This is a genomic window from Microbulbifer epialgicus (assembly GCF_041447265.1).
Taxonomy (GTDB): Bacteria; Pseudomonadota; Gammaproteobacteria; order Pseudomonadales; family Cellvibrionaceae; genus Microbulbifer; species Microbulbifer epialgicus.
The window spans coordinates 1-16,348 of the sequence record NZ_JBGMEK010000027.1 but is presented as its reverse complement, the minus strand read 5'-3'; the positions used below and the strand labels follow the sequence as shown (position 1 = coordinate 16,348).

At 47.2% G+C, this 16,348-nt stretch carries 12 protein-coding genes; 7 read left to right on the top strand and 5 right to left on the bottom strand.

Annotated elements, in window-relative coordinates; genetic code table 11:
- Nucleotides 1-119 precede the first annotated feature (119 nt).
- Entirely contained in the window at nt 120-443 is a 324-nt protein-coding gene (locus tag ACCI49_RS12950) for a TfoX/Sxy family protein (protein WP_371839434.1), read from the top strand.
- Nucleotides 444-651: 208 nt separating this feature from the next.
- Nucleotides 652-1,533 carry an aldo/keto reductase gene (locus ACCI49_RS12945; protein WP_371839433.1) on the top strand — a complete coding sequence of 294 codons (882 nt, stop codon included), beginning with the start codon at nt 652-654 and terminating at the stop codon, nt 1,531-1,533.
- A 130-nt stretch (nt 1,534-1,663) separates the two neighbouring features.
- Here ACCI49_RS12945 and ACCI49_RS12940 read toward each other — a convergent pair whose 3' ends face one another.
- The 3 genes from ACCI49_RS12940 to ACCI49_RS12930 form a co-directional block, all read right to left on the bottom strand.
- The gene (locus ACCI49_RS12940; protein ID WP_371839432.1) at nt 1,664-2,200 is read right to left on the bottom strand and encodes a TrmH family RNA methyltransferase; all 537 of its coding nucleotides are present in this window, start codon (nt 2,198-2,200) and stop codon (nt 1,664-1,666) included.
- A 42-nt stretch (nt 2,201-2,242) separates the two neighbouring features.
- Complete coding sequence (locus tag ACCI49_RS12935; protein WP_371839431.1) at nt 2,243-2,842, bottom strand: SLATT domain-containing protein; 600 nt, start codon at nt 2,840-2,842, stop codon at nt 2,243-2,245.
- A gap of 183 nt (nt 2,843-3,025) precedes the next feature.
- Nucleotides 3,026-3,700 (bottom strand): outer membrane beta-barrel protein, encoded by a 675-nt coding sequence (locus ACCI49_RS12930; RefSeq protein ID WP_371839430.1) that lies wholly within the window; start codon nt 3,698-3,700, stop codon nt 3,026-3,028.
- A gap of 455 nt (nt 3,701-4,155) precedes the next feature.
- Between ACCI49_RS12930 and ACCI49_RS12925 the strand changes: the two genes are divergently transcribed.
- Complete coding sequence (locus tag ACCI49_RS12925) at nt 4,156-5,532, top strand: SLC13 family permease (protein WP_371839429.1); 1,377 nt, start codon at nt 4,156-4,158, stop codon at nt 5,530-5,532.
- Nucleotides 5,533-5,610: 78 nt separating this feature from the next.
- Complete coding sequence (locus tag ACCI49_RS12920; RefSeq protein WP_371839428.1) at nt 5,611-7,794, top strand: S9 family peptidase; 2,184 nt, start codon at nt 5,611-5,613, stop codon at nt 7,792-7,794.
- A 264-nt stretch (nt 7,795-8,058) separates the two neighbouring features.
- Here the strand turns inward: ACCI49_RS12920 and ACCI49_RS12915 are convergent, their stop codons facing one another.
- Complete coding sequence (locus ACCI49_RS12915) at nt 8,059-9,516, bottom strand: amidohydrolase (RefSeq protein WP_371839427.1); 1,458 nt, start codon at nt 9,514-9,516, stop codon at nt 8,059-8,061.
- A gap of 226 nt (nt 9,517-9,742) precedes the next feature.
- On the opposite strand from ACCI49_RS12915, the gene ACCI49_RS12910 reads away from it, so the two are divergent.
- From ACCI49_RS12910 to ACCI49_RS12900, 3 genes are all read left to right on the top strand, one after another.
- Nucleotides 9,743-10,411, top strand: coding sequence for a DNA-3-methyladenine glycosylase I (locus tag ACCI49_RS12910; protein ID WP_371839426.1), 669 nt, complete (start codon nt 9,743-9,745; stop codon nt 10,409-10,411).
- 686 nt (nt 10,412-11,097) lie between these two features.
- Nucleotides 11,098-13,299: a hypothetical protein gene (locus ACCI49_RS12905; protein ID WP_371839425.1), complete on the top strand. Its 2,202-nt coding sequence runs from the start codon at nt 11,098-11,100 to the stop codon at nt 13,297-13,299.
- A 411-nt stretch (nt 13,300-13,710) separates the two neighbouring features.
- Nucleotides 13,711-14,928, top strand: coding sequence for a hypothetical protein (locus tag ACCI49_RS12900; protein WP_371839424.1), 1,218 nt, complete (start codon nt 13,711-13,713; stop codon nt 14,926-14,928).
- A 144-nt stretch (nt 14,929-15,072) separates the two neighbouring features.
- On the opposite strand, the gene ACCI49_RS12895 is transcribed toward ACCI49_RS12900, so the two are convergent.
- Nucleotides 15,073-15,987 (bottom strand): alpha/beta hydrolase, encoded by a 915-nt coding sequence (locus ACCI49_RS12895; protein WP_371839422.1) that lies wholly within the window; start codon nt 15,985-15,987, stop codon nt 15,073-15,075.
- Between the last annotated feature and the right edge of the window lie 361 nt (nt 15,988-16,348).

Genomic DNA, 16,348 nt, shown 5'->3' with positions numbered 1-16,348 from the left:
AAGGGCACTCATCACTCCCTCTCAATTTATCTTTTGTCCGCCAGTTTCTAACCAGAGCGGATCACGGCAGTACCCAAAGCATTTTTCCCCATTTAGCAAAAGTAATTAAGGAGATTGTCATGGCGTACAATGAAACACTGGCAGAAAAAGTGCGCAACCTACTGCAGGGAAATCAAGGTCTGAGTGAGAAGCAGATGTTTGGTGGCCTGGCATTTATGTTAAATGGCAACATGGCTTGTGGTGTGGTTGGGGAGGAGTTGATGGTTCGTGTTGGGCCGGACAATTATCAGGATGCATTGGCGGAGCGCTATACCAGACCCATGGATTATACCGGTAGACCATTGAAAGGCATGGTCTATGTCGAAGAGGATGCCGTTGCGGAGGATCTGGATAACTGGGTAAATCGCGGTGCCGAGTTTGCAGGCTCCCTGCCCCCCAAGTAAGTATTGTGTGATGAGATCAATTAGGCAGTGAGAAAAAAGGGGCGGCGGTTTCGTCCCAGGTGTGGATACTTGTTTGCTGTTTTCCTTAGTAAATTTTCTCGCTAAAAGTAGGATGCCGCCTACACTCAGCGCCAGGCACTATTAAAAATGAGAAACCGTTGGAGTTTGCTGTGACGCTAAGTTACGGTATTTGCTAAGGGTACCGATTATGTACTTTATCGAGTTAAATAATGGTGTAGAAATCCCCCAGGTTGGCATGGGGCTGGCTGCGACGGGTAGCTGGCAGCAGGATGATGAATACGTCACTGAAGTTATCCTGAAAGCTATTGCTATTGGCTACCGGTTATTTGATACGGCCTCTCTTTATGGGAATGAGCGGGCATTGGGCCGAGCAATGAAGGAGTCTGGCCTGCCACGAGAGGAGTTCTTTATTACCAGTAAAGTTTGGGATACGGAACAGGGAGGGAGTAAAACTCATGATGCTTTTGCTCGTAGTCTGGAGCGATTGCAGCTGGAATATTTGGATCTTTACTTGATTCATTGGCCTGTTCCCGCTTATACCCGTGAAACCTGGGAGGCCATGGAGGCGCTATACCAGCAAAAAAAGGCACGGGCCCTAGGCCTGTCAAATTTTCGCAAATCGGATATCGAGCAAATTGCGGCTTTTGCCGAAGTTCATCCGGTTATTAACCAAATAGAGTTGCACCCATATTTTACCCAGCAGCCACTAGTGGATTATTGTCAATTTCATAAGATCGCTATTGCCTGCTGGGCCCCTCTTGGCTCGGGAAGCTGGAGTGGGGTGCCCCTTGCTGAGAAGCCGTTAGTGGATCCAGTGATAGCTGAAATGGCCGATAAGTATTCAGCTACTCCTGCACAGGTAATCCTGAAGTGGAATATCCAGCAGCACCGTATTGTCGTGCCCAAAGCGGAATTTTTGGAACATATTCGGACCAATTTTTTATTGAGTGATTTTAATCTGAGTAATGCGGATATTCAGACAATAAATAGTTTAAATTGTAATAAGCGCTTTGGTGGTGATCCTGATTACGTACACAAGAACAATATGACTTTGAAAGTGCCGGATTAAGAGCGGATTTAAGGGCTTAAATAGCCATAGAAAATGCCCTGTTATTCAACGGTTTTACGAGTTTACAGGGATGTATTCACAGCGCGTCGCGAGTGCAGAGTATTCTTTCCTTCTGACCCAGCAGTATATATCACTGGACTCTGCTGCTCTTAGTGGGCAGTTTAGGTGTTATCTTTCGCAGAAGTTCATAGCTTGCAATAGCACAGGCCGAAGTCACATTCATCGAAGAATTAACCCCCTGCATAGGTATATGTACAGTTGCATCGGCTATCTCCAACAACTCCTCAGTAACCCCAGCTTTCTCTGAGCCCAGCACCAAGCAGACTTTATCACCCTCTTCGACAGGAGTCTGACTTAACTCAACACTACTTGATGTGATTTCCAGGCAAATAATCCGGTACCCCTCTGCTTTTAATCGCTGAGCAATTTTTAGGGCATCACACTCGTATTGATAAGGGATCAGCTGTTCTGTTGAACGGGAAACTTTTCGGATCTTGGAGTTTGGTGGTACCAGGCTCTCTCCTGCCAGGTAAATTCTCTCTACGCCCAAGGCATCGGCAATGCGAAAGAGCCCACCGACATTGCTGGGGGTACGGATATCTGTAGCCAAGTAGCAGAGAGGAAACTTGTGTTTACCAGGTGTATGATCGCTGTGTTCTTTCTGCATGTTACTACTGCTGAAATTCGTTGCTAGATTCCTAAAGGCACTTTAGGGGTGCTCTACCGTTGATGCCTGTGAGCCTATTTTAGTCTCTTGGAGAGATCTACTCTGCAGCTTGCGCATTCTCTCCACCAGGGAGGGCTCGCGACTGGCTTTCTGATTTTGGATCTGCATAGCCTGGCGGTAGACCTTGTCCGATACAATAAACTCTTCGGCTCTCTGATTGATTTCACTGTAGCGGGTGTTTAGCTCGGAAACTTTGTTGGAAAGATGCTCCAAGTCGAGGATACGATCGAAGTAGAGTGCAATCAGGCGCTCGCACTCCCTGGCAATCGCCAAGTACTCATTGCCTACCTGACGATGACCTTCGTAGTTCTTTTTAAAGTTGAAAAAAGTCTGAATACCCCCTAGCAGCGCCGCCATTAATGCCAATGCAGCGCCAGTCCATTTGGTCCAATCAGGTAGCTCCGCATTGATCAGGGAAAAGAACAGGGAGCCTAAGAACAAGTTAACGACGACGATTGGTACACCACAGAGCACGTGCAGGTTGCGGCCTTTCATGGAGGCCCGGAAGTGACTGTGCTTGCATAGGTGTGCGTTCCAGCGCAATTTATCCAGCACTTCAACTGTATTGGGTATCGAACTCATGAATCCCTTCCACCTGTTTTGCACTCACGTTGAAGCCGATAGTTTGCCGGATAATCATGATATGTACAGGAAAAGGGAGGAGAGGAGTTATAGGGGTATCTATTTTATAGGCAGATTTAGTGCGGGGCCTTGTGCAAACAGTAAGTGAGTACTTGCCGTAGGCCCCGGTCTCTCATTGTGGGATCAGAAACTATAGGTTATGCCCACTGCGGAAAAATTGCCTTTATCCTCTTGAATCTCGTAGACAGTGTGCTCCAGGTTAATCCCCCAGTCACCAGAGGCCCAATTCACCTCTGCACCATAGTAGGGGTTGCTGCCGCTATCCTTTTCATTGTTCCAGCTGTAAGAGGTATAGTAGGGTTCTACATCCTGCAGTTCACGATCACCGTTATACCAGCTGCGGGTACCGGAGTCCTCACTTCGGCCGCTGTTATTTTCACACCACTGGTGAACACCAAGGCGAATACCGGCATTTAGGTGCTGCTGGATTGGCGCTCTGACGGCTAATCCGATGCTATAGGACTCGTATTCAGCTTCCTGTTTACTTTTGTAATTAGAGTTTTCTATCAGGACATCATCATAGTCAAAGTGCCATTCGAGGCCGTGAACATTATATTCATAGTCTCTGTGGATATTTCCCAGATTAGTCATACCTCCCTCAATGGCAATATAGTTATTTACCCGGTAGCCAAGAGTAAAAGCGTAGCCAGTGGACCTAAGGTCCTCTCTAACTGCGTAGGAGTTTTCCGCATTGAATTCCGTATGACCGGGTGAAGCTTTGAGGTAGAGAGGCTTTTCTTCAGCGTAAACGCCGGCACTGGCCAGTGAAATAAGAGTTACAAAAGTGGTGTATTTCAAAGGGTACCTCTGGGAGCGGATGCCCAAGCTTTTAATCAGTGCCCCTACAAAATGTTAGGGTCCGTTTAAGCCCCTGCCACGCGTGAAGGTCTATGGCGTTTGCTTGGAAAAAAATTACAAAATTATAAATTGTCATTATTGTACATTTATACCTACCTTCCTAAAAGTGTCTTATATCTAATTTGCATGTATTTACTAGTCCTCTTGGTGAGTAAGTATTTACTATTTTGGTGGCGGTACTGTTGGCGGGTGAGTAAAATTTAAACAGTGACTGATAGGGTTTTACATACTTTTCACGCTTGTGGATTTTCTTATCTCAAACTACTGCGCTTAATGCCTGCTTTCTTGTATTTTGTGTGGCCACCTGGAGGGCTGCGGGCACTGATCCCGATTGCCCGAAGTCAGGACAGATAAACTAATAACAAATTTACCCTTACGTATTTTTGGGGGCCGGTATGTCGATTGCGCGGCAGCGCTTTATAGTTTTGGGGCCACTGTTGGCCGTGGCTTTCTATTTCTTTTTATCCATGATGGGGATGCAGTATCTTCCTGCAATTACTGCAGCAATTACGTTGCTGACAGTAATTTGGTGGATTACTGAGGCTCTGCCTATTCCCGCTACATCCTTGGTGCCTTTTGTGCTTTTGCCCTTGTTTGGGGTTGCAGATCACAAACTAGTAGCGGCTTCTTTGGGCAGCCATGTGATATTGCTGCTGATGGGCGCTTTTATTCTATCGAAGGCCCTAGAGAAGAGTGGTGCACATGAGCGTCTGGCCCTCTACATGCTGCGTCTCTTTGGGGTTTCCAGTGGCCGACGTCTGGTTTTGGGCTTTATGCTGGCTGCCGGGTTTCTCAGTATGTGGATTTCCAACACTGCGACAACTCTGATGATGTTGCCCATCGCCCTGGCAATCCTCTCCCGAATAAAAAATGAGCGTCTTACCATCGCATTGATCCTTGGTATTGCCTACGCAGCCAGTCTCGGGGGAGTGGGCACACCCCTTGGGACTCCTCCCAACGTGATTTTTATGGGAATCTATGAAGAGGTGACAGGCAGGGAATTCAGTTTTCTGGGGTGGATGAAGGTCGGGGTTCCGGTTGCCCTGGTAACATTGCCAATTATGGCTCTCTGGCTAACCCGCAATGTGCATCTGAAAAATAAAATCGAACCGCCGGTGATTGGCGAGTGGCGGGCTGAAGAAAAGCGCACCCTGTTAGTTTTTGCCGTGGCGATCTTTTTTTGGGTTACGCGCAACGCGCCATTTGGTGGCTGGAGCGATTGGCTGGGCATTGGGGCTGCCGGGGATAGCACTGTCGCTCTCGCGGCAGTGGTAGTCATGTTTATGGTACCGAACGGCAAGGGAGGGCGTCTGCTGGATTGGCAGACGGCTGAGACAATCCCTTGGGGAATGTTACTGCTCTTTGCCGGCGGTATTGCCCTTGCCAAAGGCTTTACTGCCTCAGGATTGAGCGACATGCTTGGAAATGGGCTCTCATTCCTGACTGCAATGCCCTTATGGTTGATGCTGGTTATTTTGTGTCTTGGGGTTACTTTCCTAACGGAGATTACCAGTAATACAGCGACGGCGACTTTACTAATGCCGATCCTCGCCGTAGCTGCCACCTCCGCAGGTTTCGATCCTATGGTGCTGATGATCCCCGCTGCTATGAGCGCCAGCTGTGCTTTTATGTTGCCAGTTGCCACGGCACCCAACGCCATTGCCTATGGCACAGGAAAGGTGCGGATGCAGGATATGGTGCGGGAGGGTGCGGTGTTGAGTGTGACCGCATCACTGATTATTGCGGGGATGTGCGGATTGATACTGGCTTAGAGCGATGGGCAACTGCTCATTAATTAGTTTGGCAATATATTTTTAATAAAAAATAGAACTGTAGAGGAATCGGAATCGATGAAAACCACCACCGCGACATTAGTGCTCGCCCTGGGTCTTGCCGCTTGTGGCAAGTCTGGTGAAGAGACAGTTAAAAACAATCCAGAAGCAACAGCACTTGCAGAGCTACCAGCGGCTCCGGTTGCCAAGAAAGTGCCTCACAAGATGCTGATCCATGGCCATGAGCGGATCGATAACTACTATTGGATGCGCGATGATGAACGCAAGGCCCCCGAGGTTATCGCTCACCTTGAGGCGGAAAATGCCTACACCGATTCTGTGATGCGGCACACCAAAGAGCTGCAGGAAATACTATTCGAGGAGATGACCGGGCGTCTGGAGAAAGACAAATCCACTGTACCTGTGTACCGCAATGATTACTGGTATTACACCCGTTACCTGCCTGAAAAAGAATATGCTATTCACGCACGTCGTAAAGGGAGCCTGGAGGCCCCTGAGGAGATAATGCTGGATGTCAACCAGCTGGCTGAAGGTTCCGGTTATTTCAGCATTGGACGTCTGTCAGTTTCCCCTAGCAACAGGTTGCTGGCATACCCCGAGGATAATATGGGGCGCCGTGTTTATACTATTCGCTTCAAGGATCTGAAAACCGGAGAGTTGCTGCCGGATAAGCTGGAGAATGCCTCCCCAGTAGCTGTTTGGGCCAATGACAACCAAACCGTTTTCTATATCAATAAAGACCGCCAGACCTTGCTCGGTTATCAGGTAATGCGCCACAAGTTGGGGACGCCACAAAGTGAGGATGTTGTTGTTTATGAGGAGCGTGATAAAGCGTTTTATACCTGGATTTCCAAATCAAGGGATGGGGAGCTGGTTAATATTCACCACAGCTCCACAACGACGAGCGGCCAGTCCATTCTGAGTGCTGATGCACCGCTGGGAGAGTTTTTCTCCCTCTACCCGCGTGAGGAAAACCACGAGTATTCAGCCCTGAAGCTTGGGAGTGATTTTTATATCCTGACCAATTGGCAGGCAGAAAACTTTCGCCTGATGAAAGTTGCTATGGAAGATGCCTCCGATAAATCCAAGTGGCGTGAAGTAATTCCCCATAATAAGGACATTCTGCTTGAGGATTTTACTTTATTTGATCAGCATCTCGCAGTTATAGAGCGCAAAGGAGGGCAAACGGGCTTACGTATTATCAATCTGAAAGATAATAAAGACCTGCAGGTTGGTTTTAATGATCCAGTATATAGATTGGGCCTGAGTGCGAATCCTAACTTGGATTCAGATAGTGTCCGGGTATCCTATTCGAGTTTGACGACACCAAATAGTGTTTATGAAGCCGAGCTAGACACAGGAGAGTTAGAACTGCTCAAGCAGGACAAAATTCCGGGTGGCTTTGATCCTGAGCACTATCAAAGTGAAGGTATCCTGATTACAGCCCGCGATGGAGTAAAAGTGCCGGTATCTCTGGTGTATCGCAAGGATAAATTCCGGCAGGATGGTTCCAATCCTTTACTGCAGTACGCTTATGGCTCCTATGGCAGTACGGTGGACCCCTGGTTCCGCTCTTCTGTAATTTCACTTCTTGATCGTGGCTTTGTATTTGCGATTGCTCATATTCGCGGCGGTCAGAAATTGGGGCGGGCATGGTATGAAGATGGAAAGATGTTCAATAAGAAGAACACGTTTACTGACTTTATCGATGTAACCAAGGGCCTGACCAAAATGAAGTATGGCGCCTCCAGTAAAATATTCGCTTCTGGTGGTAGTGCCGGTGGCTTATTGATGGGGGCCGTTGTGAATATGTCTCCGGAGCTATACCGGGGCGTCACTGCGGCCGTACCGTTTGTTGATGTTGTGACCACAATGCTGGATGAATCTATTCCCCTGACAGTCAACGAATATGATGAATGGGGAAACCCGAATAATAAAGATAGCTATGAGTATATGCTGTCATACTCACCTTACGATCAGGTGAAGGCACAAGACTACCCCAATATGCTTGTAACTACTGGTCTGCATGATTCCCAGGTACAGTATTTTGAGCCTATGAAATGGGTAGCTAAGTTACGTGAACTTAAAACGGATAAAAACCAGCTGCTATTCAATGTAAATATGGAGGCTGGGCATGGGGGCTCCTCCGGTCGTTTCCGCCGTTACCGTGAAACTGCTCTACAGTATGCATTTTATCTGGACCTAGTTGCACCGGGAGCGATAACCTCTCCAGTAGAGTAGCTGGAATTCCACTTGAACAAAAACCCATTTCTCTGCATTTCACAGATGTAGTGAAAGTGTAGTTTGGAAATAAGGGAAGCAAGAATTTTGGTGGTCTTGCTTCCCTTTTTAATTTAAGGGGGGGAAGTCCACTAAACAGAGGGAAGGAAAGAATACTCTGCGCTCGGGACCCTATGAGGCATGGACGCCGATTACGAGTTTACAGGAATGTAATCACAGAGCGTCTCGAGTGCAGTGTATTCTTTCCTTCTGACCTAGTAGTACCTACCTGCGATAGTCCAGCGGCGGCTTGCGATCACCGAGAAGAGGGGTGTACTCAAAATTCTCTCCACGCTTTTGACCAAACTCCTGCTTAGCCTGTTTTATCAGTTCCGGGCGCTTCAGTAATTGAATTCCAGTAAGTGCCAGGGTCTCTGCAGCCAAAAGCATACCTTTGTGGCCAATACCCATCCCACCAGCTGCAACTGCCTGCCAGGTATGGGCGGATGTACCGGGCACCCAGGTCGCGGTGGTAAAGCCACCGGTAGGTACATTCCAGCTTACGTCCCCTACATCGGTGGAACCGGGGAAGGGGGCCTCACTGGGGTTGTAGTCGACAATATTTTCCTGATCGCCGATCTGGCGGCCGGGGCGATGAGCGAGTCCTTCCAGGCTCTCGGCAAACTCCAACTCATCCGCTGAGTATTGGATACCACCAAATTGACGCATACTGGCATCGAGAAGGCGATTCAGGGTTTGGTTTGGCAGCAGGCTATGGTTACCATGAATTACCTCCCACTCGACTTCAGTGCCTGTGCCTTGAGCGGCAGCGCGCGCAATCTCTTCCACGCGTGACCAGATCGGCGCTAGGTCTGCAGCACTGCGGTCACGTACATAGTAAAAGACCTCAGCATCAGCGGGAACGACATTCGGCGCCATACCACCATTTGTAATTACGTAGTGAATTCGGGTGCTATCCGGCACATGCTCACGGAGCATGTTGACCATAAAATTCATAGCCTCAACACCGTCCAATGCGGATCGGCCACGTTCAGGTGCGGCAGCTGCATGGCTCGCTATACCCTTGAAGCGAAATTTTGCAGATTTGTTTGCCAGGCTGGACTGCGGGTGAGCCTCGTTCTGGTCGCCTGGGTGCCACTGTAAAACTATGTCGGTATCTTCGAATGCACCAGCACGTACCATATAAACCTTGCCTGAGCCGCCTTCTTCGGCCGGAGTGCCATATAAGCGAATCTCGCCATCAGTGTCGGTTTCCCGCAACCAACGACTTAACATAACAGCCGCTGTCGTAGAGCCAGCGCCAAATAAGTGGTGTCCACAAGCGTGTCCAGCCGCCTGCCCCTCCATGGGGCTGTGATGGGGTACCGCCTTCTGGGACACTCCGGGTAGGGCATCCATTTCCGCCAGCAGTCCAATGACCGGCCCTCCGCGTCCCTGTTGAAAGGTGGCGACGAAAGCCGTGGGTATATCTGCAATACCCTCTTTGATCCTGAATCCCGCAGCTTTTAGCTGGGCCTGGATCGCCATGCTGCTGCGGGTTTCCTGATAGCCCATCTCGGCTAAGTTCCACAAATGATCGGCGAGTTCAATGGCCTGGGCTTCCATCTGTTCGGATTGACTACTAACCCAGTTTGTATCCTCGGACAGTGGTTCAGGTCCAGCGGCATTTGTTGTGGTAACTGAGATAGCAAGAATAAGGGCGGGGAGTGTACGTCGGACCATATGGAACTCCTGCTGTTATAAAATAGATATTCAAGAAAGTAGATGTATACAAGGTAACAGTTTGGAGGCAGTTTTGCTCTGTTTTCATGATTCAGGTGAATCCTAATCTATTTACCTGAAATCAGGCTGGCAGTGAGCCTCCACCTAAAAGTCTCTTGCCATTTCACTAGTTGTCCTTGCTATAGGCTGATATAAATCGGTATGAATTTTTGCGGAGTATTTTTGCATGCGTAATTTTTTAGATATTGAGGCTCCGGTAATTGATAGATTTGGAGGGGAGGCTGGCCTTGAAGCAAGATTGACCAAGCCCAAGGTGGCGGAGCAGATTCAGTCCATCCCCAATAGTCAGTGGCTATCTGCTGCCTCAAGAGCTGTTTTTCAGGCAGGATTTAGCTGGAAGGTGGTGGAGAAAAAGTGGCCAAGCATTGAGAATATCTTTCATGGATTTGACTTGTCTTTTTGCCGGTATTTGCCGGAGGAAGTACTAGATGAGCTGATGCGCCAAGAGGGGATGATTAAACATTGGACGAAAACGCGATCAATACCAAGGAATGCAGACTTCTTTTGGCATTTGTCTAGCGAGCATGGCAGTCTGGGAGACTATTTTTCCCACTGGAATACAGCTAACTATATAGAAAACCTCAAGTACCTGCGCAAGGGCGGAGATAGACTGGGCGGGAAGACTGCCCAAGTATTCTTGCGCCGAATGGGCATGGATACCCTGGTTTTTGCCAGCGATACCATAAGGGCGCTTGTTAGGGAGGGAGTAGTGGATAAGTCTCCTTCTTCAAAAAAGGATTGGGCTGCATTACAAGAAGCAATTGAAACCTGGCAAATGCAATCCAATCGCAGTTTGAATGAAATTAGCCAGATATTATCTTTGTCCGTGGGTTGATTTTAGGAGCGCCGGATGCCGGAGGATAAAGCCTAACCGGAAACTGTGTACCATAAATTGCCCCTTATCGAAAGCCCTCCCCAATCGATTTATGTTAATAATCAGTTTAGGGCAATATTATATCTATAGATTTCACTTTGATTATTGATTAGCCATAAGTGACAAATAACTCTGTAGATTGCTGAAGCTTGACAGTATGTGACCATGTACTACTGGGTCAGAAGGAAAGAATACACTGCACTCGAGACGTGCTGTGAATACATCCCTATAAGCTCGTAATCGGCATCCATGCCTCATACGGTTATTCTTTCCTTCCCTCTTTTTAGTAAGTACCAGGCGGTCGAGAGTAATAAATACTATTTTTGGGGCTTTAAGCTACTTTTTACTAATTCATTGTTGCTGGCAACTGGAGGCTGCCTGGATGCGAAAGGTGGCTTTTCTACTGGACTTTACTCGCTATTTCCCCTCATTTATAGAAGACTTTCTTTAAAAGCCTTCCAGCTGGCTTCTATAGGTATGTCTACAGCCGGCTAAACTTTGAAGTGGTAGACGTTTCTTTCTTTGACTGTTTCACAGAAAATCGATTGCAGACCCTATATGGTCGCCGTTGTTTCAAGCTGGGGTAAACCGGCTAGGCATCGGCCAATGACTACATTTTGCAGCGATTTACTGGAAGAGCACAACTTATGGGAACAACATTTAATAAAAAGTTACTGTCACTAACATTGATAGCGCTTCTAACTGCCTGTGGTGGTGGAGGCTCATCTTCAGATACCGAACAACCATCAGATAATGGGCAGCCTTCAGGTGGTGATGGTGATGGTGGTGGTGGTGGTGATGGGCAAGGTGGTTCAAATGATACGCCGATATCCGATAATGTTGGTACTTCTGTGGTGGTCAGTGATGATGTAGAAGTGATTAAGTTGGGTGATGCCACTTTAACCTCTGTAGATGTCACCTTGCCTGAAGCGATGAATAATGCAAAAGAAGTTTATCAAATGGCTCATTATATCGCTCGGACCGATGGCGAGCAGAATGAGGATGATATTGATATTCCTATTCGCAACTATGTGGCTACCTGTGCGACGGATACAGAGACTCCTCGAATGTTTGTGTCAACCACTTTGTCGGAGGGGACCAGTGCCGACGATGCCACTTACGGGTCAGTGTATGAGCTAAAGTATGACCCTGAAACCTCCAGTTTTGATCAGACGGGTAACGCGACAATTTTAAAACAGTGTCATGAATCCCATGGTATTGCCGTGAGCAAGGATTGTTCCCGGGTAGCTGTTCTGTGTAATCAAGACTATCGGGCACATGAGCGCTATGAGGTGCAGGGAGACCTTGTAGAGCAGTATGGTAGCGGCGATATGACAGTGGAAGATAATATTGACAAAATTGAAGCTCGAATTAGCGATGAAATCGGTTTAATGGTGGCTACCAATCATGGAAAGTTTATCGATTTCTTTACTGAGCACCCTACATTGGAGTTTGGTGATTTTCTTCCGGGGCTAAAAAGTAATTTTCCGGATACTGATTTTGGTGATGCTCCATCCTTTACCACTATAAAGGGTTCGGGAATGAAGGAGGAGATGGAGTATATCATCGATAATCTATCCTCTGCCGATCATGACGCTCTTTTGCAGCATATACGTGCTAACGGCTATAAATATAATGATCAGATCTGGCTGTTGGAATGGGAGAGTGAAGCGCTGAGTGAAACGCCCGATGCCTATGTTGTTAATAAAATGCATGGCGGCACTCATTTGGGCACTGAAGAACTTATCTATGTGGGCACAGATAGCCAGGGGCGCTCTAGTTATGCATTTTCTGTTTCCGCTCGAGGGTTCGACGAAGAAGGGGACTCTCATTATTCTGCCGGCCTAACAGTTATTAATCGAAATGACTGGTCGTTAAATATGAATGGCTCGGATAATCGTGGTTGGGACTGGGCCTGTGGTGATGGTCATGTAGTCAATATTCGTGCGTTTTATAACTCCGATAATGAAAAGTATGGCGCTCTGTGTACCAGTGATTGGAATGACTGGATTGGCGATACACATGGCCAGCTTGGAACTATCGCCGTCAAAATGGAAACTTCAAGCTCTAGTTCCGAAGGCTATTTTAATCATTTTGTGCCCTCTACCGCGACCGCGGCCTCTAATGGCGGCGGTCATACAGTTGTGCCGTTGGATGCAGATGCCAACCTAACCGTTATTGTTTCTCCCAAATTTATTAAAGATAACGACATGGAGCGGTTTCTGCAGGATGAAATCCGTGTAGACCCCAGTGATGAAGGTCCATTTGACGAAGAGTGTGCAGATTATGACGAAAATAACTGCTTCCTCTCTTACATGAGCTATAAATCTTGGAACGAAGGAAGCGATAAGTATCCCTCGATCGAGCGTCAGGGGCTTTATTCCGGGGATGCTTTGGATTCTTCTTCTCTAACCCGTATTGGTATTGCTAAGGTCAATGGTAATGGCAGTATTCGCGGGCAAGGCTTTAAGTGGTTGATAGAAGATGACGATTGTCAGATTAGTGACCCGCAATTAGTCGACTTGAAAAACGGTCGCTACCTGTTTGGCTATGCCAAGTTCCAGTGTATTTCAGATAACCTACCTTTTGATCGCATCTACAGTCCAAACTCATTACGCCTTCTGGTGCCCAAAGCCTACTACGTAATGGAAATTGATGCGGACCTGAATGTTCTTGAAGGGCCGATTCAACTTCCTAATCATGGTTGGGGTGGATTGGATGAGCCGATGTATTTAGGTGATGGCAAGGTTGCCTGGAGCTACATTAAGAACCCAACCTATGGAAACTATGGTGGTGGTCAGCAAAACAAGTGGCAGGCGATGATTTATCACTCCAAGAGCGCTGACTAAGCTGTCTTTTATTTGCTCTATTGATAGAGTGTGGGCCTTTATCCAATTATAGAGTTCATTAAAGAAGGGGGGATTTCCCCCTTTTTTACATATTTATTATTTGAGTGACTTTCAATTCTGTTTGCCGTTTCTTTTTTACAGTCTTTATTCTTCCTCTCCAACCCAAATTGGTTAAATATTGGTCGTTTCAGCCACGTTACGCTGAATAAATTTGGTTAATTATTGTGTGTTAGCAATTGTGACTAGCTAGTCCGCAAGCCTGTCGCTCCGGGTTCTCCTTTGGCGCTCGAAGTCCTATTACCGCTATGTATTCCCCAGATAAGTTTGTCAATCCAAAAACATTCCCGGCCAATAAAAAAATAAATTTTTGGAAGTGTGAATTAGTGCCGGAAAAAATATAAGGATACAACAATGATTTTTTGTAAACGATTAGGTGCATGTCTTTCCCTTGCGCTTGCAGGCCTTTTGGCTTCCGTTTCCGCAGCAGCTGACAACTGCTATATCCTTGTCCATGGTCATGGCACTGAAGGGCATATCAAACAGCGCACTAATTCTCAGGGGCACCTGGAGCAGCCAGCTCTGGATTACTGGAGTGAGGCCTTCTTTGATAAATATAGCGGCAGTGATTTTATTCAGCAGCTGCGCATGAATGGTGGCCATTACGGAGTGGTTGGATATAACTCCACCGATGAAGGTGAAATGCCTTACTGGCATGACGGCACAGCCGGTGAAATTGCTCGGCAGATTATTGATATTCGCAGTGGTAAAGGCGACGGTTACCAGCACGATAACCAGTGCGAAGCCGATGATACTTTTTGGGTGATCGCGCATAGTCAGGGCGCCGCGCAAATGATGTACCTCACGGGTAATGCGGTACCTGGCTCTCCTTACTACAATCGCGCTTATAACCAATTTGATACTAATACTGTCACTGAAAGTGCCAAGGTCTGTACTGGCAGTTGGTTCTGGAAGAAGTGTAAAACCGAGACCAAGTCCTATAACGTAGCTGGATTGGATGAGCGTTATGCGGTTGAGGTTGACTTTGATAGGGCGATCACTGGTATCGCTGCAATCTTCACCACTGGTGGTGCTATTACCGGCACGGAGTTTGTTGATCGACTGTGTAACGGTAGCTGGATCGAAAGCGTAGTGAATGACCTGTTTATCGGCCGTGAGTGTTCCGCGGTACGTTATTTACAGACTAACGATGTCTATGCCGTGCGCAACTATGTTGGTACAAACTTGGCGGCCCCGGTTTATACCATTGGCGGCTATGCTGGTTTCCCAGGGGTTGCAACTGCAAGCTCCATACTGCTGGGTGGAGAAGATGATGGCTATATCAATTTGGCTTCACAGATGAACTGTGCTGGCTCCGGTAAGCGCAACCTGTGGTCAAACCTGAAAGAGTATAAAACCTTTTTGGGGATAGCCTATGGGAGTGCAATTTTCTCTTGTGATAACGACCACAAGGGTACTGCACGCTCTTATAATCTGGCGAGTTTATATACCGACCACGATGCTCAGCGCAATGGTGGTATTCTCTCCCCAGATTATGAAGGTATTCCTAATGGCTTGAACTGCGGTGCCGGTAAAAACAGTGCCGGTCGTATAGCTGCCTGTACTCAGTAAAAATACCTTGAGGTAGCTTTGTACTCAGTAGGGTACAAAGAGAAGTTTGATAAACTTACACAAGTTCTCACAGGAAACCCCCACTCATCTTGAGTGGGGTTTTTTTTATAGGGTGTCCATGGTTTATTTTCTATCCGGCAATATTTAGTATTGAACGCTGATGTTGCTTTCTTGTATTGACAGCCGGCGCAGTCTTGCAATTTCCTCTTTAAAAATTTCGTGGATGCCAAACCGATAACTATCTGTGCTATTGGCTGCATGGGTGCCTTTGGCAATTGTTTTAAACGCGATACGCCAGGGTATATTTTCTTGTTGCAGCCAGTATTCCTGCCAGGTGATAGCATCCTTACGAAGCTCAGGGCGATCGTCCGAACCGCTAGTGATTACCAATGTTAAGTCATCCCTACTCGCAATAGCTGGCTTTCCATAAAAGAAGTTCTTTTGTGGTAGAAATGTCGGGTTGCTTGCTATTAGGCCTTTGAATAAATCTGGCTTGGTGAAGGCTGTGTAAAGTACCAAGTGCCCTCCCCGGCTTTGGCCGAAGAGAATACGTTGGCGAGGATCAGCTGAGTAGCGGCTTTCAATAGTTGGCAGTAGTTCCTGTTCCAGGAAATTAAGAAACATCTCCGCTCCTCCGCGATCCGGATTGCCATTGGCAGCTGGTGTTGAGAAGTCGTAGCTGCGTTTGTTAATTTCCGGATCAAATGAACCGTAGGCGATACCAACTACGATAGCCTCAGGAACCAAATCATCATACTGCATAAACAAGTGATTAGTAGCAAGTATTGGAAATAGGGAGTCTCCATCAAGCAGATAGACTACTGGGTAGCGTTTTTGATTGTTCTCATTGTACCCTTCGGGAAGACGAATATAGATATGATAGGGTCGACCAACGATCTCTGAATCCAGTTTGAAATAGTCACCCCGTAATGCGGGAAGAAACTCTAGCGGCTGGATACGACCTTTACCGCTCTCTGCGTTAATGGAGTCTGGATTACACCCAGTCAGAAATCCGGTAAGTAATAAAGGAAATAGTAAGTTAAGTAATGTTTTCTTCATGAAATTACCTATATTTTTGCAAGCAGAATTTTGCGATTAGATTGTATCTTCTCAAGGGCTGGCTCGCAGAGCAACAACAGCGTGATGACCCAAGCTGAACTTTCGTTGATATAGAGAGGAAGCCCAGAGCGATGCCCCCCCTCGGCCCCGGCTGCTTTTCTATCTTGATATGGGGGCTTTATTTCCTGCTCAATCCAATGGCTATTTCAGTTCCAGAATGGCATCAAATTCAAGGATGTCTGAGGGACTCAAAACTTATACTTTTTGAAGTCGGATTGGAGTTATTGTCAATTCTGGTGTTTAGCCAGTCTGATCAAGCAGCGCTCTGATCGGTGGTTGTCGCTTCCTCTCCATCCGTGAA

Excerpts from the sequence above, each read along its gene's own strand:
- ACCI49_RS12950 (WP_371839434.1), top strand. The coding sequence starts at position 120 with ATGGCGTACAATGAAACACTGGCAGAAAAAGTGCGCAACCTACTGCAG.
- ACCI49_RS12945 (WP_371839433.1), top strand. The coding sequence starts at position 652 with ATGTACTTTATCGAGTTAAATAATGGTGTAGAAATCCCCCAGGTTGGC.
- ACCI49_RS12940 (WP_371839432.1), bottom strand. The coding sequence starts at position 2,200 with ATGCAGAAAGAACACAGCGATCATACACCTGGTAAACACAAGTTTCCT.
- ACCI49_RS12935 (WP_371839431.1), bottom strand. The coding sequence starts at position 2,842 with ATGAGTTCGATACCCAATACAGTTGAAGTGCTGGATAAATTGCGCTGG.
- ACCI49_RS12925 (WP_371839429.1), top strand. The coding sequence starts at position 4,156 with ATGTCGATTGCGCGGCAGCGCTTTATAGTTTTGGGGCCACTGTTGGCC.
- ACCI49_RS12920 (WP_371839428.1), top strand. The coding sequence starts at position 5,611 with ATGAAAACCACCACCGCGACATTAGTGCTCGCCCTGGGTCTTGCCGCT.
- ACCI49_RS12915 (WP_371839427.1), bottom strand. The coding sequence starts at position 9,516 with ATGGTCCGACGTACACTCCCCGCCCTTATTCTTGCTATCTCAGTTACC.
- ACCI49_RS12910 (WP_371839426.1), top strand. The coding sequence starts at position 9,743 with ATGCGTAATTTTTTAGATATTGAGGCTCCGGTAATTGATAGATTTGGA.
- ACCI49_RS12905 (WP_371839425.1), top strand. The coding sequence starts at position 11,098 with ATGGGAACAACATTTAATAAAAAGTTACTGTCACTAACATTGATAGCG.
- ACCI49_RS12900 (WP_371839424.1), top strand. The coding sequence starts at position 13,711 with ATGATTTTTTGTAAACGATTAGGTGCATGTCTTTCCCTTGCGCTTGCA.
- ACCI49_RS12895 (WP_371839422.1), bottom strand. The coding sequence starts at position 15,987 with ATGAAGAAAACATTACTTAACTTACTATTTCCTTTATTACTTACCGGA.